General features: G+C 66.1%; 20 protein-coding genes. All 20 read left to right on the top strand.

Translation table 11 applies throughout. The annotated features are described in order from the left end of the window. The coding region (locus P4L93_09790; protein ID MDR3687233.1) for a polya polymerase at positions 1–1,173 on the top strand (1,173 nt) is incomplete at its 5' end. Beyond that, a complete protein-coding gene (locus tag P4L93_09785; GenBank protein MDR3687232.1) occupies positions 1,170–1,844 on the top strand; it encodes a site-2 protease family protein in 675 nt (224 codons plus the stop codon). The genes P4L93_09790 and P4L93_09785, both read left to right, overlap by 4 nt. 264 nt (positions 1,845–2,108) lie before the next feature. Beyond that, the gene (locus tag P4L93_09780) at positions 2,109–2,681 is read left to right on the top strand and encodes a hypothetical protein (protein ID MDR3687231.1); all 573 of its coding nucleotides are present in this window, start codon (positions 2,109–2,111) and stop codon (positions 2,679–2,681) included. Next, positions 2,660–3,754, top strand: coding sequence for a tryptophan--tRNA ligase (gene trpS, locus P4L93_09775; GenBank protein MDR3687230.1), 1,095 nt, complete (start codon positions 2,660–2,662; stop codon positions 3,752–3,754). Before P4L93_09780 ends, trpS begins: the two co-directional genes overlap by 22 nt. A 9-nt stretch (positions 3,755–3,763) precedes the next feature. Next, positions 3,764–4,543: a segregation/condensation protein A gene (locus tag P4L93_09770; protein ID MDR3687229.1), complete on the top strand. Its 780-nt coding sequence runs from the start codon at positions 3,764–3,766 to the stop codon at positions 4,541–4,543. Then, the gene (scpB, locus tag P4L93_09765; protein ID MDR3687228.1) at positions 4,544–5,167 is read left to right on the top strand and encodes an SMC-Scp complex subunit ScpB; all 624 of its coding nucleotides are present in this window, start codon (positions 4,544–4,546) and stop codon (positions 5,165–5,167) included. A gap of 83 nt (positions 5,168–5,250) precedes the next feature. Next, positions 5,251–5,979: a pseudouridine synthase gene (locus P4L93_09760; GenBank protein MDR3687227.1), complete on the top strand. Its 729-nt coding sequence runs from the start codon at positions 5,251–5,253 to the stop codon at positions 5,977–5,979. 1 nt (position 5,980) lies between these two features. Beyond that, a complete protein-coding gene (locus P4L93_09755; protein ID MDR3687226.1) occupies positions 5,981–6,598 on the top strand; it encodes a bifunctional adenosylcobinamide kinase/adenosylcobinamide-phosphate guanylyltransferase in 618 nt (205 codons plus the stop codon). 57 nt (positions 6,599–6,655) lie between these two features. Then, entirely contained in the window at positions 6,656–7,726 is a 1,071-nt protein-coding gene (cobT, locus tag P4L93_09750; GenBank protein ID MDR3687225.1) for a nicotinate-nucleotide--dimethylbenzimidazole phosphoribosyltransferase, read from the top strand. A 3-nt stretch (positions 7,727–7,729) separates the two neighbouring features. Continuing rightward, a complete protein-coding gene (locus P4L93_09745) occupies positions 7,730–8,497 on the top strand; it encodes an adenosylcobinamide-GDP ribazoletransferase (protein ID MDR3687224.1) in 768 nt (255 codons plus the stop codon). Positions 8,498–8,500: 3 nt separating this feature from the next. Continuing rightward, positions 8,501–9,085, top strand: coding sequence for a histidine phosphatase family protein (locus P4L93_09740; protein MDR3687223.1), 585 nt, complete (start codon positions 8,501–8,503; stop codon positions 9,083–9,085). Between the two features lie 103 nt (positions 9,086–9,188). After that, entirely contained in the window at positions 9,189–10,289 is a 1,101-nt protein-coding gene (gene hisC, locus P4L93_09735; protein ID MDR3687222.1) for a histidinol-phosphate transaminase, read from the top strand. A gap of 75 nt (positions 10,290–10,364) precedes the next feature. Next, entirely contained in the window at positions 10,365–11,387 is a 1,023-nt protein-coding gene (gene aroF / locus P4L93_09730) for a 3-deoxy-7-phosphoheptulonate synthase (protein ID MDR3687221.1), read from the top strand. Further along, a complete protein-coding gene (locus tag P4L93_09725) occupies positions 11,387–12,529 on the top strand; it encodes a prephenate dehydrogenase/arogenate dehydrogenase family protein (GenBank protein ID MDR3687220.1) in 1,143 nt (380 codons plus the stop codon). Before aroF ends, P4L93_09725 begins: the two co-directional genes overlap by 1 nt. Positions 12,530–12,534: 5 nt before the next feature. Continuing rightward, the gene (gene aroA, locus P4L93_09720) at positions 12,535–13,854 is read left to right on the top strand and encodes a 3-phosphoshikimate 1-carboxyvinyltransferase (GenBank protein MDR3687219.1); all 1,320 of its coding nucleotides are present in this window, start codon (positions 12,535–12,537) and stop codon (positions 13,852–13,854) included. 65 nt (positions 13,855–13,919) lie between these two features. Continuing rightward, positions 13,920–14,591, top strand: coding sequence for a (d)CMP kinase (gene cmk, locus P4L93_09715; protein ID MDR3687218.1), 672 nt, complete (start codon positions 13,920–13,922; stop codon positions 14,589–14,591). Next, complete coding sequence (locus tag P4L93_09710) at positions 14,588–15,268, top strand: lysophospholipid acyltransferase family protein (protein ID MDR3687217.1); 681 nt, start codon at positions 14,588–14,590, stop codon at positions 15,266–15,268. Before cmk ends, P4L93_09710 begins: the two co-directional genes overlap by 4 nt. Before the next feature lie 2 nt (positions 15,269–15,270). Continuing rightward, complete coding sequence (locus P4L93_09705; protein MDR3687216.1) at positions 15,271–16,104, top strand: 4-hydroxy-3-methylbut-2-enyl diphosphate reductase; 834 nt, start codon at positions 15,271–15,273, stop codon at positions 16,102–16,104. 6 nt (positions 16,105–16,110) lie between these two features. Further along, complete coding sequence (locus P4L93_09700; GenBank protein MDR3687215.1) at positions 16,111–17,478, top strand: DUF512 domain-containing protein; 1,368 nt, start codon at positions 16,111–16,113, stop codon at positions 17,476–17,478. Positions 17,479–17,485: 7 nt separating this feature from the next. Next, positions 17,486–18,159 (top strand): 50S ribosome-binding GTPase (locus tag P4L93_09695; GenBank protein ID MDR3687214.1); only part of this gene is annotated, 674 nt, incomplete at its 3' end.

Here is an 18,159-nt window from a genome sequence, read left to right as displayed (position 1 = left end):
GTGCCCAACCTCGACGTTGACGTGGTGGTAGAGGGCGATGGAATCGCTTTTGCCGAGTCGCTAGGGGAGAGCATGGGCGTCTCGGTCAAGGTGCACCGACGCTTCGGCACTGCCGTGATAGCGTTCGCTCGCGACTTTCATGTGGACGTTGCGAGCGCCCGGACCGAGTACTACGCGCGTCCCGGGGCGCTGCCGACAGTCGAGCTCTCGTCGCTTCGCCAGGACCTGTTTCGGCGCGACTTCACGCTCAACGCGATGGCTGCGTGTCTCGAGCCCGGATCCTTTGGGTCGGTCTCGGATCCCTTCGCGGGGCTGCGCGACCTAGACGCTGGCGTCGTGCGCGTCTTGCACTCGTTGTCCTTCGTCGACGACCCGACACGCGTGATGCGTGCCGCGCGTTTTGAGGCGCGATACGGCTTTGCGATGGACCCGAGCACCGAGGGCCTTGCGCGCCGCGCCGCCGAGATGCGCATGCTTGAGGAAGTCTCGGGTGCGCGCATCCGCGAGGAGTTGGTCGACATCCTGCGCGAGCGTCACCCTGCGGTGGCGGTTGCTCGCCTTGCGGCGCTCGGTGCGCTGACACCTCTGCTGCCTTCTGGAGCGGATGTCGCCGGTGTCGTCGACATCGTTCGCGACACAGACCACGCACTGGTGGAGCTGTGCGGCCGCCATCCCGGGTTCTCGGCAAGGCGGCAGATGGTGCTCATCGCCGTGCTTGCAGCCTGCGGCACTCGCAAGGCCGGGCCAAAGTGGTTGCGGCACTTGCACATCGGCCGGGAGCAGGCGGCCGTCGGGCTCCAGCTGGCTGAGCGGGGCGCGGTGGTGCTGCGCGCGCTCGAGAGCCCTCGGGGGTTGCGGGACAGCCGGCTCTTCCGTCTGCTGCACCCGCTGGCCGCCGAGACGCTCGTCGTGCTCTGGGCTCGCGGCGGCGCGCTAGCGCGAGAGCGCGTCGAGCGCTTCCTCGGCGAGCTGGCTGGCGTGCGGCTCGCTGTAAGCGGAGCCGACCTCATCGCGATGGGCGCAAGTCCCGGCGCCGGGTTCTCGGCTATACTTGCGCGTGCTCTCGACGACCGCCTCGACGGGCGCGCCGTGGGCCGTGAGGCCGAGCTGACAAATCTCCGACGTCTGGCCACCAGGGCCGGGTTGATCGGACCGCGAAAGGATCGTGCGTGAACTTCGATATCACGTCCGTGTTGCCGCTTCTCTTCCTGATTCCATCCATAACGTTCCATGAGTTCATGCATGGCTGGGCCGCCTACCAGCTGGGCGACCCCACCGCCAAGAACGCGGGGCGACTGACGCTGAACCCGATCAAGTCGATCGATCCGTTCGGGTCGATTCTGCTACCCCTGATCGGCTTCCTAGCGGGAGGCTTCATCTTTGGCTACGCCAAGCCGGTGCCGTACAACCCCATGTACTTCAAGAATCTGCGACAGGGCGAGATCATCGTTGGGTTCGCGGGGCCCAGCGCCAACCTGGCGCTCGCTCTGGTCGGGGCAGCGATAGCGTGGGCCGCCGTGCCGGTACTAGGTGCCAATGAGGGGCTGGCCAAGGCGCTCTACGTCGTCGGCTACTCGCTGGCCGAGATCAACCTCGTGCTGATGTTCTTCAACTTGATTCCGATTCCACCGCTAGACGGCTCGAGCATCGTTCCAATCTTCTTGCCTGACTCCATGCTGCGCGGCTGGTACGGCATTCAGCGCTACGCGTTCGGCATTCTCATCGTGCTTCTCATCGGGATTCCGTACCTGGGCAGCCTCGTCGGCATGCCGGGGCTCAACCCAATCGGCTGGTATCTTGAGCATACAGCGCTGGCGGTGTTGAATCTCCTGATGCCGCGCTAGGTAGGGCCCTGCGCGCCCGGAGGGGGAGCGAGTGGGAGTTCGAGATCTGGATGGGCTGCCGCTTCCCGACCCGCCGAGCCCCCCGGAGCCGAGTAGGGTGTCAGTTTGCGTCGGACGCGTTTCCCACCGGCCCGCCCCCCTCGGCCACTGCTTGACGGACCGCCATCCCCGGTCGTGGCAACGCCACCTTCCAAGGACAGGCCAACCGATCTTGAGGCAGCACTAGCCGCTGCGCAGCCCACACAGCGTAGCCGCGGATGCCTCGTGGCAGCGGGGATCGCGGTCGCGCTCGTCTGCGTGTGCGTGTTTCTGGGCGTCATCCTTCCACTGCTGAGCAGCTGGCTTGCTCCCAGGAACTCGTCTCAAGCTCCAGACGTCGACGTCGCTCAGACACGCGAGTCGGTAATTGCCGACTTGAAGTCGGCGTACGGTTCGCAGTTGGCGGACTTCAACCTCGATATCGATTCCTCAGGGATGTCGCAGGTTCGCCACCATCTCAAGGGCGTGGCGATCGGAGTCGACCGATTTCTAGACTCGAACGACTCTGTGGGCGACGTTGGTCTTGCCCCGCCTGTTGCATCGGAGCCAGACAAACTCTCCATCGCCAACAGCGGCAAGCTGATGACCGCCTGGTCGACGGTTACGGGCCGCTCGGTGGGGCGAATGCTGAACTTCGAGTCGGTGCGGAAGGGTGACGCCGAGACGGTCACTCTGCCAAACTGGGCTCGGCGGAATAGGCGCCGTGGGGCCGCGAAGCCTGCGCGCTGCGCTATGATGGACGGCACCGTACCGACGACCTTGGAGTGCCGCACCGTATGGCCAAGAAGCGCACACTGACCGGTTACCGTCCGACCGGCAAGCTCCACATCGGGCACTGGTTCGGCAACCTGCAGAACATGCTGCAGATGCAGCACGACAACGATGCCTTCTACTTCATCGCCGATTACCACGCTTTGACCACGGTGTGGCAGGACACGAGCCACGTGCGGGAGTCCACCGAGGAGATGGTGCTGGACTGGCTTGCCGCAGGTCTAGATCCGGAGATCTGCACGATCTACCGCCAGTCCGACGTGCCTGAGGTCGTGGAGCTGATGACGTTCTTCTCCATGGTCACCCCCAAGCCGTGGCTCGAGCGCGTTCCGAGCTACAAGGAGCAGCGCGAGCAGATCACGGACAAGGACCTGGGAAACCTCGGCTTCTTCCTCTACCCGCTGCTGCAGGCCGCCGACATCACCATCGTGCTTGCTGACGAGGTTCCCGTGGGCGAAGACCAGCTGCCACATCTTGAGCTTACGCGCGAGATCGTGCGCCGCTTCAATGCGACATACGGCGACTATCTCGTTGAGCCGAAGGCCGCTATCGCCAAGGAGGGCGCCCGCGTTCCCGGCACCGACGGCCGCAAGATGAGCAAGAGCTACGGCAACGCCATCTACATCGACGACGCGCCGGACGAGATGCGCAAGAAGGTCATGTCCTTCGTGACGGACCCCGCCCGCAAGCTCAAGACCGATCCGGGCGACCCCGACATCTGCCCGCTGCACGCCGTGCACAAGCTCTTCGCTCCCGCCGACGAGATTGCCGAGTGGGAGGGCTGCTGCCGCAGCGCCGAGTGCGGGTGCGTGGCGCACAAGAAGAAGCTGGCCGAGGACCTCATCGCGTACTACGCGCCGTTCCAGGCGCGTCGCGCCGAGCTTGCGGCGATTCCGAACCATGCGTGGGACGTCCTTGCGGCGGGCGCTGCCAAGGCGCGGCCCGTCACCACCAACGTTGTTGCGACCTGCCGAGAGTTGGTCGGCATCGACGCGCGCACCGAACTCTCTGCCGGCGTCAAGCCGCGCGACCCCAACGCCGTCAACGCCACGTCCGCCCCGTCGTTCGCCGAGGGCGACGACACCGACTCGGTCCTGTAGGACGTCCGCGTGGCGTACACCGTCAAGACAGACGTCTTTGAGGGTCCCTTCGACCTGCTGCTCCACCTCGTGGCGCGCCAAAAGCTCGACGTCAACGCCATCTCAATAGCCGAGGTTGCCGACCAGTACCTGTTGCACATCGACAAGATGGCCGACCTCGATCTCGACGTTGCGAGCGACTTCCTGCTGGTGGCGGCGACCCTGCTCGAGATCAAGGCAGCTTCGCTGCTCCCCAAGGAAGAGGCGTACTTCGGCGACGAGCTCGACGACCTGTCGCCCGAGGAGGCCCGCGACATCCTCGTTGCTCGGCTGCTCGCATACAAGCAGTTCAAGAATGCGTCCCAAGAGCTCTCGGCGCGTATGGAGTCCGAGGACCGCATGCATCCTCGGCAGGCCGGGCTCGAGATGGAGTTCCTCGGGCTGATGCCCGACTACCTGGAGGGTCTTACGCTTCGCGGCCTGGCGGTCATCTGCGCCGACCTGTTGCACAAGCGCGAGGTCTTCCTTCTCGAGGCCGAACACGTCGCCTCGATGCCGATTTCGCTGGAGCTTCATGCCGAGAGCGTGCGGCGGCGCATCCAGCGCGATGGCTCTGCTCGCTTCAGCGACCTGCTCGGCCAGGATCCGGATCCAGAGCTGGTGGTCGTCACGCTGCTCGCAATCTTGGAGCTCTACAAGCGCGGTATGGCCGACGTGTCCCAAGACGCGCTGTTCGGCGACATCGTTATCACCCACCTGACCGCGGAGGAAGCCGCCAAGCGCGGCATCCACACCGAGGAGGACGAGTAGATGAGCGGCTCTGAGAGCCTTCGTGGTGCCCTGGAGGCGCTGTTGTTCGTGTCGGATGAACCCGTGGCCGCGGCGCGCCTTGCGCGGCTCCTAGACACCGCGCCCGGCGACGTGGAGGCCGCGCTAGCCAATCTTGCCGAGGAGTACCGCGAGACCGAGCGTGGATTCCAGCTGCGTGAGGTCGCCGGAGGCTGGCGCTTCTACACGCATCCCGCCTATCACGACGTGATCGAACAGTACGTTTTGTCGTGGGATACCCGGCGACTGTCGCAGGCGGCGCTTGAAGCGCTCGCGGTTGTGGCTTACCACCAGCCGGTCACTCGCGCCGGAATCAACGCGGTCCGTGGCGTCAACAGCGAGGGCGTGCTGGCGTCGCTGGTGGAGAAGGGCCTCGTTCGCGAAGTCGGCCGCGACAAGAACGGCGGCAACGCGATCATCTACGGAACCACGCGCACCTTCCTGGAGAAGTTCGGACTCAAGGACATCAACGAGCTGCCGCCTCTGGCCGAGTTCGCGCCCGACCCCGAGACCGAGCACTCGATTCGCGACCGTCTGTCGACCGGCGGATCCACCGTGCCATCCACAGACGAGGTCGATACCGAAGACCTCGAGATGATCGACTGACGCTGATGACAGAACCTGGGACCAGCGACCGTCGAGAGACAGGGCGCGCACCCGCCGAGACCGCTGGCGAGCGCGTTGTTCCCATGCGCGTCCAGAAGTTCCTTGCCCGCGCCGGAGTGGCGTCTCGGCGGGGGAGTGAGGACCTGATGACGGCCGGTCGTGTCAAGGTCAACGGTGCGGTGGTGACTGAGCTGGGCGTGAAGGTCGATCCGGCGGTCGACGTAGTGGCTGTCGATGGCAAGGTCGTTCACCTCGCCGAGGAGCCGGTCTACATCGCGCTGCACAAGCCAGCGGGCGTTGTAACCACCATGAGCGACCCCCAAGCGCGCACCACGGTGGCAGAGCTCGTGCCGATCAAGACGCATCCGGGACTGTTCCCGGTTGGGCGTCTGGACTACGAGACGACCGGCCTGTTGCTGTTCACCACAGACGGCGAGCTTTCGCACCGCATCCTGCACCCGAAGTGGAAGGTCGAGAAGACCTACCGCGTGTTAGTGGACGGACGCGTCGAGGAGCCGGAGCTCGACAGGCTCAGAGAAGGCGTCTCTCTCGACGACGGGTTGACCGCACCTGCGCGTGTCAGCACTCTTCGCCGAGGCACCACGAGTTACTGTGAGATATCGATTCGCGAGGGCCGCAAGCGCCAGGTTCGCCGGATGTTCTCGGCGATCGGGCATCCGGTCATCGAACTGCATCGCGTGAGTTTTGGCCCCGTAGCGCTCGGCGATCTGTCCAAGGCTTCGTGGCGATACCTGACACCACAGGAGGTCTCGGCGCTCAAGGCGGCCGTGGGCCTCGAGGAGGCGAAGTAGCATGGCGCTCGTCGTATTCACCGGTGGAGCTCGAAGCGGCAAGTCATCGGCCGCGCAAGATCTCGCACGGACGCGTCTTGCCGATGGGGTGGGCGTGACGGTAGCGGTGTTCGGCCATACGTCAGACGGCCAGGACTTCGAGTACGCCGAGCGGATTCAGCGCCATCAGGCGGACCGACCAGCGGGCTTTCACACTCGCGAGTACGACGGCGAGCTTCACTGGATCGAGACGCCGCGCGACGAGCTGCTGCTGGTGGACTGCCTCGGCACGCTGCTCGGCCGCGTGATGGAGGGCGAGTGGGCGCGAATCTGTCCCAACGACTCGCTGGCCGAGGCCGACGACGACGTACTTCCCGAGGGCTTCGAGGCGGGATGCACGGAGCGCTTCGACGAAATCGTGACCGCTTTGCGCGCCCGCACCGCTGACACGATCGTTGTGACCAACCAGGTGGGCGACGGCATCGTACCGTTCTTCGCATCCGGTCGGCTGTTTCGCGATCTGCTCGGCAGGGCCAACCGGCATCTCGTCGACTCCGCTGACGCCGCGTATCTGACCGTTGCCGGGAGGCTGATCTCGCTCACCGCCCTTCCGCGCACGGCACACTGGCCTCACGACTAGCGCAGCACGCATACAGCACGCACCACTCACTCAATACGCCTGACTGAAAGGAAGCTCGTGCCAACCTACGAAGACCAGCTCGCATTCGTCATCTCCAGCGTGACCGCCACAGATCCCGCCGCCGAGGAACGCGCTTGGGAGCGCCTCGACAGCCTCACCAAGCCGCCGCGCTCGTTAGGCCGGCTTGAAGAGATTGCCGCGCAGGTTGCGCGCGTCCAGGACGATGTGCGTCCTAGCGTTGCGCGCAAGTCCATCCTGCTCATGGCTGGGGACCACGGCGTTGTCGCCGAGGGCGTGGCCGCGTATCCGCAAGACGTGACCTGGCAGATGGTCGCGAACTTCGTGGGCAAAGGTGCGGCGATCAACCAGATAGCCGAGAGTGTTGGGGCCGACGTGAGCGTTCACGACGTCGGAGTGGTCAAGGACTTGAGCGACTTCCCGGGCATCGTCCACGCGAACGTCGCGCACGGAACGGCGAACATGGCGCTCGGACCCGCGATGACGCGCGAGGAGTGCGCCCAGGCCGTGCTGGTGGGCGTGCGTGCCGCGCGTGATGCCGCCGGCAGCGGCGTTGCGCTGATCGGCACCGGGGAGATGGGCATCGGCAACAGCACAGCCGCCGCTGCGTTGACGTCGGCCATCGCCGGCGTACCCGCCGAGACGGTCGTCGGTCGTGGCACGGGCCTGGACGACGCTGGGGTCACCCACAAAGCCCAGGTGGTCCGCACAGCGCTCGCAGTCAACGACGTCACCTCGCTGGACTCACTCGGGATTCTAGCCGCAGTTGGCGGGCTTGAGATTGCCGCGCTCGCGGGCGTTGTTCTTGGCGCCGCCGAGGCCGGCGTCGTGGTTGTGAGCGATGGCTTCATCGCGGGCTCGGCCACACTTGCGGCCATCGCAATGTGCCCTGCAGCCCGCGACTACGTCATGCCATCGCATCTGTCCGTCGAGCCTGGACACGCAGTCGTGCTCGAGCACCTTGGGATGAAGCCCGTTCTCGCGCTCGACATGCGCCTTGGCGAAGGGACGGGTGCCGCTCTGGCGATGGGCATCATCGACGCCGCATGCCGCATGCTCTCAGGAATGGCGACGTTTGCCGAGGCCGGCGTCGCCGAGGCTGCGGAGTAGCGCGTGGCCGAGCAGCATCCCATGCGCGACGCCGGGCTTGCAGTCTCGCTGCTGTCGGTCGTTCCGACAAGTTCCCGGTGGCCGGACGACGGTCGCACGCAGGTCGCGGGATGGTTCCCGGCCGTCGGCGTTCTCTACGGCGTTCTCGGCTACGCGATCGTGAAGGCCGCCGACTACCTGCGAGTCACGCCCAAAGCGCCGTATGTCGTCGCGGCTCTCGCAGTGATTGCATGGGCGCTGATGAGTCGGCTGCTTCATTGGGACGGACTGGCTGATGTCGCCGACGGCTTCTGGGGCTCGCACGACCGCGAGCGGCGCCTTGAGATCATGGCCGACAGCCACACCGGCGCGTTCGGCGCGGCGGCAGTGACTCTGTTGGCGCTCCTCGAGGTTGCCGCGATCGGAGCGATTGTCGCTGCGCCTCACGAGCTGCCGCTGCTCCTCGTGCCCGTGATCTCACGATTCGCCGCTACTGCAGCGGCCTGGCTCGGCACGCCGGCTCGGCCTGGAGGGCTCGGACGCTCAGTCATGGGAGCCCCGAGCCTCCTTGCGATCTTGGTCGCGGTGCTGCCCCTCGCCGGAGCGATACTGGGGATGTGGATCGGCTTCAAGATCCCTGGCGTGCTCCTAGGCCTGTTCGGCGTGCTGGTCGCCCTAGCGATTCCGCACCTGCTGTCGCAGCGGTTTGGCGGCGTGACCGGCGACGTGATGGGCGCGAGCGTTCTGATCACCGAGGCCATCCTGTTCGCGGCGATCGCATTGGTGGTATAGGCGATGGCCACGACCGACCTCCTTATCGTCCGCCACCCCGAGACCGACGCCAACGTCAACGGTCGTTTCGTGGGGCAGGGGGAGTCGCCCTTCACCGCCGAGGGTCGCAAGCAGGCCCGCAGGCTGCCGCACAAGATCGCACGATTCAGACCGCAACTCATCTGGACGTCACCCCTGCAGCGCGCGCTGGTGGTCGCTCGGCGGGCGGCAATCTTGGCCGGCGTCGAGCTTCGCGTCGACAAGCGCCTCCTGGAGTTGGACTTCGGGCAGGCTCATGCGCTGACGTGGGAAGAGATCGCCGAGGCGGGTATCCCGTTTAACTACCGCGCAGCCGATGAGCCCGTGGCGCCAGGCGGGGAGTCGCGAAACCAGCTCGAGGCAAGAGTCGGCTCGGCGGTAGAGGATGCTGTTGCGATGGGCGGGCGCCACGCGCTCGTATGCCACGCCGGCGTCATGCGCGCGGTGCTCGCACACACTCTGCATCTGAGCGGCGACCAGCTCTGGATGTTTGCCATTCACAACGCGCAGCTCACGCAGGTTCGCGTCATCGACGGACACGCGCAGCTCGTGGAGTTCGTTCAGGGGTAGGTACGCCATGCGCGCTGGCGCGGTTGCCTGCGCGCCGCTGACCTGCGACAATCGTCGGCACCATCCACGCGCTTGCATACGGCCCTCGCGGAGGACCTGAGAAATGGACTGGAACGCGCTCATACGACCCCACGTCGGCCCGATGGTGCCGTACGCTCCGGGGCTGCGCGCCAGTGAGGTTCGTGAGAGGTCCGGCAAGGACGTCATCCACAAACTGTCGAGCAACGAGAACCCCTACGGTCCGTTCGACTCAGCGCTTGAGGGCATGCGCGCGGTTCTGCCGCACCTGAACCGCTATCCCGATGGCGCCGAGCGCGCACTGAAGCGCCGACTGGCAGAGAAGCTGGGCGTAAGCAGCAGCCAGATCGTTGTCGGCAACGGCAGCAACGAGCTGCTCACGCTGATCGCCCAGGCCGTCTTGGGCCCCGGCGACGAAGTCGTTTTCGCGTGGCCGAGCTTTGTTGTCTATCCGATGTGCGCGGCGTTGATGTGTGCGACCGGCATCAAGGTTCCCGTGACCTCCGAGCAGATCCACGACCTGCCCGCCATGCTGGCAGCGATCACAGAGAAGACGAAACTCGTCTTTCTGTGCAACCCCAACAACCCCACTGGGACTATCTACGAGCGCGCTGCGTTCGAAAGGTTCCTAGCCGCAGTCCCGCCGCATGTCCTGGTCGTTATCGACGAGGCGTACTTCGAGTACGTGGTATCCGCGGAGTACCCCAACGGCCTGGACTACTTCGACGGCACCAAGCCGATCGTCGTGCTACGCACGTTCTCCAAGATCTACTCGCTTGCCGGTGCCCGCGTGGGCTACGGCATCGCTCCGGAGGAACTCGTCCAAGCGCTGGACAAGGTTCGGGAGCCGTTCAATGTCAGCTCGGTCGCACAGGTGGGCGCGTACTATTCGCTTGCCGATGATGCCGAGGTTGAGCGGCGCCGCCAAGAGAACCAAGAACAGAAGGCCTACCTGTATTCGTGCTTCGATCGGCTCGGCATCTCCTACGTGCCGTCGGAAACGAACTTCGTCTACATGCTGACGAAGAAGCCGGTCGAAGTCTTCGAGGCGCTCCTTGCCGAGGGGATCATCGTGCGCGACTTCGGCACCGCTCCCGCTTTGCGAGTCGGTGTCGGCACTCCCGAGGACACGGACGCCACGGTTGCGGCTCTCACGTCCGCCGTCGCCAAGCTGGGCGCTGTCTAGCAGCCCCTCTGCCCAGCCCGCGACGGGAAGTGTCCTATCCCGAACCGGACTATCGCGACAGAGAAGAGACCCACGATGTTGGTAGTGATGCGGGACCACGCGTCCCAGGAAACGATCGATCACGTCGTCGATATCTTGCGCGAACACGGCGCCGAGGCCCACCTGTCGCAGGGCGAGGTCAAGACGATCATCGGCGTGATAGGCGAGCGCGAGATCATCTACACGCTCGAGCTTGAAGGTCTGCCCGGCGTCGAGGAGGTCATACGCGTCCTCAAGCCGTACAAGCTCGTGACCCGGGAGTTCCAGCCCGAGGACACGGTGGTACGCATCGGCCGAAGCACGATCGGGGGTGGTGCGATCGCAGTGATTGCGGGTCCGTGCTCGATCGAGTCGGAGGAGCAGATGATGGCTGCCGCCGAGGCGATCGCAGCCTCCGGAGCCACGATGCTTCGCGGCGGTGCGTACAAGCCGCGCAGCAGCCCCTACGCGTTCCAGGGTATGGGACTGGCAGGCCTCAGGCTCCTTCGCGCCGCCGGGGACTCTGTTGACCTGCCGGTCGTGACTGAGGTGCTCGACGTTCGCGATGCCGAGACCGTCGCCGAGTGGGCCGACGTGCTTCAGGTCGGTGCGCGCAACATGCAGAACTTCATGATGCTCGAGGAACTCGGCAAGATGCACAAGCCGATTCTGCTTAAGCGCGGTCTGTCAGCCACCATCGAGGAGACGCTTTCGGCGGCTGAGTACGTGCTGAAGGGTGGCAACCGCGACGTGATCTTGTGCGAGCGCGGAATCCGAACGTTCGAGACGTACACCCGCAACACGCTCGACCTCGCCGCAGTCGCAGCATTCAAGACGCTCACCCACCTGCCCGTGATCGCCGATCCGTCGCACGCCACGGGTCGCCGCGACCTGATCACGCCGATGTCGCGTGCGTCGATTACGGCCGGAGCCGACGGCGTAATGGTCGAGGTGCACCCAGATCCCGAACACGCGCGCTGTGATGGGCCCCAGTCGTTGACCCCTGCGCTGTTCGATGAACTGATGGGCGGGATGCGTCCTCTCATCGCTCTAGAAGGCAAGCATCTGGGGGTGAAGTGATGGCGAGCGCAGGATTCCGCAGTGTCGCCATCGTGGGAGTCGGGCTGATCGGCGGCTCGCTTGCTGCCGGGCTCAAGCGCACGGCCAACGCTCCGCGCGTCGTCGGCATCGACACGGACGCGGCATCGCTGGAACTCGCTGTCGCGCGAGGCATTATCGACGAGGCATCGCTACCCGACGGTGACTCCGCCCGGGCCTGGCTGGGCGACGACGGCGTCGACCTGGTCGTGCTCGCAACTCCCGCGCGCTTCGTCGAGGGCTGGCTGCACACGCTCGCTGATCAGCGCTTCCACGGCGTGGTAACCGACGTCGCATCGACCAAGAGCGGGGTTCTCGCCGCCGTTCGCGACGTATTGCCGGACCCATCGCGCTTCGTGGGTGGCCACCCTATGGCCGGCAGCGAGCTGTCGGGGGTCTCGGCGGCCAAAGCCGACCTGTTCGACGGCGCGTACTGGCTGCTGACACCGTCGGCCGACACCGACCCCGAGGCGTTCAGCGCGATGCACGCGCTGGTGACGGGCATCGGCGCCCGCGTCATCTCGGTCGACGCGGCGTCGCACGACGAGGCGGTCGCCATCGTGAGCCATGTGCCGCACGTCACGGCGGCGGCGCTGGTCGATCTGGCGGCGGCACATTCGGGCGAGCGAGGCGAGCTGATGCGGTTGGCCGCCGGTGGGTTTAAGGACACGACGCGCATCGCGGCGGGCAGCGCCGAGCTGTGGACCGGAATCTGCCTCGACAACGCCGTAGCGCTCTCCGAAGGCATCGAGGAGCTTCGGAGTAGGCTCGAGGGCTTTGAGACGGTGCTGAGAGCACGCGACGCCGAGGCGATTCGTATGTGGCTCGAGCGCGCGGCGGAGGTCAGGCGCTCGCTGCCGGCCCAGTGGGTTCCGGCCACCACCCAGCTCACCGAGCTGGCCGTGCCGATGCTCGACCGCACCGGCGTCGTCGCCGAGATCACCGGCGCCGCATCGCGGGCTGGCTGCAACATCGAGGGCATCGACATCGACCACCAGTCGGAGTCTTCGGCGGTTCTCGTTCTCGTTCTGACAGACGAAGGCGACTTCGGCGCGTTGATTGCGGACTTGGAACAGCGCGGGTACGAACCGGTGGTCCGGCCGCTCGAAGATGCGGGGGAGTAGCTTCCATGACTGAGTTCGGACCTGGCTCTGGGCCTCTAGTCGGCACGATCCACGTGCCTGGGGACAAGTCGCTTTCGCACCGTGCGGTGCTCTTCTCCGCGATGGCTCGCGGAACCACGCGCCTCAGCGGCGTGCTCGACTCGGCCGACGTGCGCTCGACGGTCGGGGCCGTGCGCACGCTAGGCGCTCACGTCGAACTCGCCGAGCAGCCGGACGGTTCGCTGGCCGGCTCGGTCCAGGGATGGGGCGACTCGTGCCCGGCAGCGTGGGAGCCGGTGGTGGACTGCGGCAACAGCGGGACTACAGCGCGTCTTCTCATGGGCGTGCTCGCAAGCTGGCCGATCAAAGTGACCCTGATTGGAGACGAGTCGCTCTCAAAGCGTCCCATGCGCCGAGTAACCGAGCCGCTCACCAAGATGGGAGCGCACTTTGTCACCGCCGATGGTGACACGCTGCCAATCACCGTGGAGGGATGCGCGCGCCTTGCGGCACTCGACTACGACTCCCCGGTGGCATCGGCGCAGGTCAAGAGTGCCATCCTGATTGCCGGCCTCCACGCCAACGGCATCACCCGCGTCACCGAGCCCGCGCTCTCGCGCAACCACACCGAACGCCTGCTGCCCGCATACGGCGTGCGGGTCGACACAGACGCCGAGCGTTGCGCGGCGTCCGTTGAGGGCCCAGTCTCGCTCGACGCTGCGGGTGAGATCTCGGTGCCACGGGATCCCTCCTCGGCTGCTTTCCTGACCGTCGCCGCGCTTCTGGTGCCCGGCAGCAAGGTCGTCTTGCCGGGGGTCTCGCTCAACGAAACCCGCACGGGCTTTCTGCGCGTGCTGGAGCGCATGGGGGCGGACCTCGAGGTCGTTCCGTGGCCCGAGACCGGCGCGGAGCGCGTGGGGGAGGTCGTCGCAAAGCACACGCCGGTGCTGCGGCCAACCGTCGTAACGGCCGCCGAGATACCGGCGGTGATCGATGAGATCCCGATTCTGGCGCTGGCCGCTGCCGCGGCGGCGGGGGAGACGCGCTTTGAGGGGGTTGGCGAGCTGCGAGTCAAGGAGTCCGATCGGCTCGCGGCAATCGTTGACGGGCTGACTGCGTTGGGGGCTTCGGCCCGAGCCGAGGGCGACACGCTCGTAGTGTCGGGTCCGACCACGTTCATGGGCGCGCACCTGGACTCTCTCGGCGACCATCGGCTCGCAATGACATGGGCGGTAGCCGGGCTGGTCGCTTCCCAGCCTGTGGACATCGACCGCTTCGACGCCGTCGCGGTAAGCTACCCGCGCTTCGCCGCAGACCTCGAACAGCTGGCTCGCCCGACCGCGTAGACTCGCACGCCTGCGCTACAATCTCACACGCCTCTGCCTCCGAGTCGAAAGCGTCGTCCAACCGAATGATCATCGCCATCGATGGGCCAGCAGGCTCAGGTAAGTCCTCGGTCGCCAAGGTCGTTGCGGCGCGATTGGGCTTCCACTATCTCGACACTGGCGCCATGTATCGGGCGGTTGCGAGTCGGGCTCTGGCCCATGGCATCTCGCTTTCCGATGAGTCGGCGGTGGCGGCGATTGCGCAGGATGACCCGATCGAGTTCGGCCACGACCCGGGCGACCCGATGCCGTCGCGCGTATTCATCGCCGGTCAGGATGTCACCGACGCGATTCGCACGCCCGAGGTCGACGACGCGGTAAGTCCGGTCGCCAAACTCGCGCTGGTTCGCTCGGCCATGGTGCAGCAGCAGCGGCACATTGCCAGCCACAGCAATATCGTGGTTGAGGGTCGCGACATCGGGACTGTTGTCTTCCCGGACGCTCAGCTGAAGGTGTTTCTGACCGCCAGCGCGCAAGAACGCGCGCGCCGCAGGGCCGCGCAGCAGTCAGCAGGCGGCCACGTGGTCGACGCGGCTGCCGTGCACGCGGCGATTCTCAGGCGCGACGAGATCGACTCCACGCGCGCACACTCGCCGCTTGCCGCGGCTCCCGACGCGGTGCTTCTCGACACGACCACGCTCACCTTCGACGAGGTCGTCGAGCGCATCGTCGAGCTTGCTCAGGAGCGTCGCGTGTGAGCGCGCCGCCACTTGCCACGCCCGCCAGCGGCGAAGGCTCCGTACCTTGGCGACTTGCGCATGTCCTGCGCGCGACCCTCGCCAAGGTCATCCTGGTTCTGTACCGCACGCGCTTCATCGGCGTAGAGAACGTTCCGCGCGACGGCGGCTACGTCCTGGCTGGCAATCACGTGAGCTACCTCGATCCCGTGCTTTTGTGGTGCGGTGTGCCGAAACCTACCCACTTCATCGCACGCCAGGACTTGTTTGAGGCACCCGTCCTCAGGTGGTTGCTCCCGCGCGTCTGGACCATCCCCATCAAGCGCGCCACAGCCGACCGCGAGGCAATCGGGCGGGCGACGGCGCTGCTCAAGCACGGCGAGCCGGTCGGCATCTTTCCCGAGGGTACGCGCCAGGCCGGCGGAGTCGGAGCCGAGCTCGGTGAGGCCCACTCGGGTGTTGCGTTCATCGCAACGCGTGCCGATGCGCCCGTAGTACCCGTGGGCATATCCGGCACGGAGCGTGCACTGCCCAGGGGCGCATGGTTTCCGCGCTTCCCCCGCGTCACAATCAGCTACGGCGAGCCCGTGCGCGCCGAGGACTTTGCCGAACTGGGCCGCAAGGAGCGTCTGGACGCCATGACCGCCGAGATCATGCGTCGAATCGCCGAGCAGCGGGCAGTTGCCGAGAAGGGATGAGCATGCGAGTCGAAGTCGCGAAGCACGCTGGCATCTGCTACGGAGTCGAGCGTGCGCTGCGCCTCGCCGAGGAGGCCTCCCAGAGTGGCTCGGAGGTGCACACCTTGGGTCCGCTCATCCACAACCCGCAGGCCGTCGCCGCGCTACGCGAGCGTGGAGTCGAGGTCGCGACCGCGCTCGACGAGGTGGGCGGCGGTACGCTCGTCATCCGGAGCCACGGCGTCGAGCCCGTCATCATCGAGCAAGCGCGCGAACGCGGGCTGAACGTGGTCGATGCGACGTGCCCTCACGTGAGCAAGGCCCACGAGGCCGCCGCCGAGCTGAGCCGCGAGGGCTACATCGTGGTCATCGTCGGAGAGGCCGACCATCCCGAGGTCGAGGGCATACTCGCGCACGCTGGCGGCGAGGCGATCGTGGTGTCCTCGGCGTCCGAGCTGCCTGCCAGGCTTGGCGGCCGGCGCATCGGCATCGTCGTTCAGACCACGCAGTCGGCTCGGCGCCTGTCCGAGGTAGTCGAGGCGATTCTGCCGCGGGCAAGTGAGCTGCGAGTCTTCAACACCATCTGCTCGGCGACGGTCAAGCGCCAGGAGTCTGCCGAGGAGCTCGCGGAGACGGTGGACGTCATGGTCATCGTGGGCGGTCACAACTCCGGCAACACCACTCGGCTCGTGCAGATCTGCGCCGAGGTCAATCCCCGCGTGCATCACGTCGAGACGCCAGACGACCTCGATCCGGCTTGGTTCGAGGGCGCCGAAAGCGTCGGCGTCACCGCTGGCGCATCCACGCCAGACGAGCAGATGCAGGCCGTGATTCGTGCCATCGAAGCGATGGCCTGATCGGCTGTGGCGCCACGCGCCTCATACGGCGCTTCCGTCCCGCCGGTGCTCGGCGGGGGAGCGCTTGCGGCGGTCGAGCCGGCCAGTCCAGCTGCGCGCGCCGGCCTCAGAGCAGGCGACGTTGTCGTTTCTGCCGACGGGCAGATGCTGCGCGACATTCTCGACTGGCAGTGGGCCAGCGACGGCGCCACGGTCGAGGTTGCGCGACGCCGCGGAGAGACAGTGGATACCCTCACTCTGACGCGCGACCCGGGCGAGGCCTGGGGTCTGGACTTCGCCGAGGCGGTCTTCGACGGTGTCCGCACCTGTCGCAATCGCTGCGCGTTTTGCTTCATGACGCAGCTTCCGAAGGGCTTGCGTCGCGCTCTATACCTGCGCGACGACGACTACCGGCTGTCGTTTCTGCAGGGCAACTTCGTGACGCTCACAAACCTCTCGGATGCTGACGTCGAGCGTATCGCCGAGCAACGCCTCTCGCCGCTGTACGTGTCGCTGCACGCCATCGACCCGGCGTTGCGCACCGAACTCGTCTGCGCCCGAGAGGATCGTGCGCTGGAGCGCCTCGACGAGTTACTGGCGGACGGCATCGACTTCCACGTGCAGATCGTGCTCGTGCCCGGCATCAACGACGGCGACGTATTGGAGCACTCCCTGACGTGGCTGGCCGAGCGCGAGGGCATTCTCTCAGTCGGGGTCGTGCCGCTGGGTTTCACCGCGCATCAGGAGCGGTTCTCGGCGTCGTATGGAGACGTCGCAGCGGCTGGCGCGATCATCGACCAGATCGAGCCGTGGCAATCTGCGTTTCGCGAACGCGACGGCGTGACGTGGGTCTACCTCGCCGATGAGTTCTACCTCAACGCGCAGCGCGACGTCCCACCAGCCGAGCACTACGACGGATTCCCGCAGTACGAGAACGGTATCGGCCTCGTGCGCTCGTTCCTCGACGAGACGGCCGAGATGCTGCCGCCCCTACGCGCTGCCGTGCAAGCAGTGCCACGGACTCTTCGATTGGGATTCGTGACGGGTGAACTCTTCGCGCCTGTCCTGCAGCGGTTGTTCTATCGCCTGTCGGCCGGTCAGCACGTTGAAGTCCTCGCGAGTGAGAATCACTTCTTCGGCGGCAACGTCAGTGTGACGGGCCTGCTGACGGCGGCCGATATTCTGCCCACGATCGCCTCGGCAACCGAGTGCGACGTAGTGTTCGTTCCTTCCATCGCTGTCAACGCCGATGGACTGATGCTCGACGATGTTCCCGTTGTCGAGCTGGGTATGCGCTCAGGTAGGGACGTGCGTCTGTTATCCTGTACCGCTGGCGGACTGGTCGCTGCGCTCGAAGGGCTTGCTGCGAACCCGCCCACTACCCATAAGGAGTGACGCGCCCATGGCGCTACCTATCGTCGCTGTCGTCGGCCGTCCTAACGTGGGCAAGTCGACGTTCGTAAACCGGATCACGCAGACCGCCGACGCCATCGTGCACGAGGCGCGCGGCGTGACGCGCGACCGGAGCTACCACCACGCGGACTGGAACGGCGTCGACTTCATGATGATCGACACCGGCGGCATTGAGTCGGGCAAGACCGCCGATGAGTTCCAGTCCTCCATTCGTCAGCAGGCCTTCATGGCGGCCGAGGAGGCCGACGCGATCGTGTTCCTGGTCGACGGCAAGGTGGGCATGACGCCCGAGGACGCCGAAGTCGCGCGCATCCTGCTTCGCGCAGGTCGCCCCACGTTCTTGGCGGTCAACAAGATGGACACCCCCGGCCGAGACGACGAGATGCACGAGTTCTGGGCTTTGGGCTTGGGACAGCCGTGGCCCGTCTCGGCGACCCACGGGCACGGAACCGGTGACATCCTCGACGAGATCGTCAAGGCACTTCCTGATGTTGAGCCCGAGGAGGAGACCGACACGATCGACATCGCGATCATCGGTCGCCCCAACGCAGGCAAATCCTCGCTGCTCAACAAGCTTGCAGGCAAGGAGCGCGCTATCGTCTCGGACGTGGCGGGTACCACGCGCGACGCCATAGACACGTCTGTCGTTCGTGGAGAGACGAC

Source organism: Coriobacteriia bacterium (assembly GCA_031292615.1).
GTDB lineage: Bacteria > Actinomycetota > Coriobacteriia > Anaerosomatales > JAAXUF01 > JARLGT01.
This window is presented reverse-complemented; position numbering and strand designations above follow the sequence as displayed.

Bases quoted from the DNA above. Each gene is read 5' to 3' on its own strand.
- P4L93_09755 (MDR3687226.1), top strand. From the start codon at position 5,981: ATGGCGCTCGTCGTATTCACCGGTGGAGCTCGAAGCGGCAAGTCATCG.
- P4L93_09760 (MDR3687227.1), top strand. From the start codon at position 5,251: ATGCGCGTCCAGAAGTTCCTTGCCCGCGCCGGAGTGGCGTCTCGGCGG.
- hisC (MDR3687222.1), top strand. From the start codon at position 9,189: ATGGACTGGAACGCGCTCATACGACCCCACGTCGGCCCGATGGTGCCG.
- trpS (MDR3687230.1), top strand. From the start codon at position 2,660: ATGGCCAAGAAGCGCACACTGACCGGTTACCGTCCGACCGGCAAGCTC.
- scpB (MDR3687228.1), top strand. From the start codon at position 4,544: ATGAGCGGCTCTGAGAGCCTTCGTGGTGCCCTGGAGGCGCTGTTGTTC.
- aroF (MDR3687221.1), top strand. From the start codon at position 10,365: ATGTTGGTAGTGATGCGGGACCACGCGTCCCAGGAAACGATCGATCAC.
- P4L93_09725 (MDR3687220.1), top strand. From the start codon at position 11,387: ATGGCGAGCGCAGGATTCCGCAGTGTCGCCATCGTGGGAGTCGGGCTG.
- aroA (MDR3687219.1), top strand. From the start codon at position 12,535: ATGACTGAGTTCGGACCTGGCTCTGGGCCTCTAGTCGGCACGATCCAC.
- cmk (MDR3687218.1), top strand. From the start codon at position 13,920: ATGATCATCGCCATCGATGGGCCAGCAGGCTCAGGTAAGTCCTCGGTC.
- P4L93_09705 (MDR3687216.1), top strand. From the start codon at position 15,271: ATGCGAGTCGAAGTCGCGAAGCACGCTGGCATCTGCTACGGAGTCGAG.
- P4L93_09740 (MDR3687223.1), top strand. From the start codon at position 8,501: ATGGCCACGACCGACCTCCTTATCGTCCGCCACCCCGAGACCGACGCC.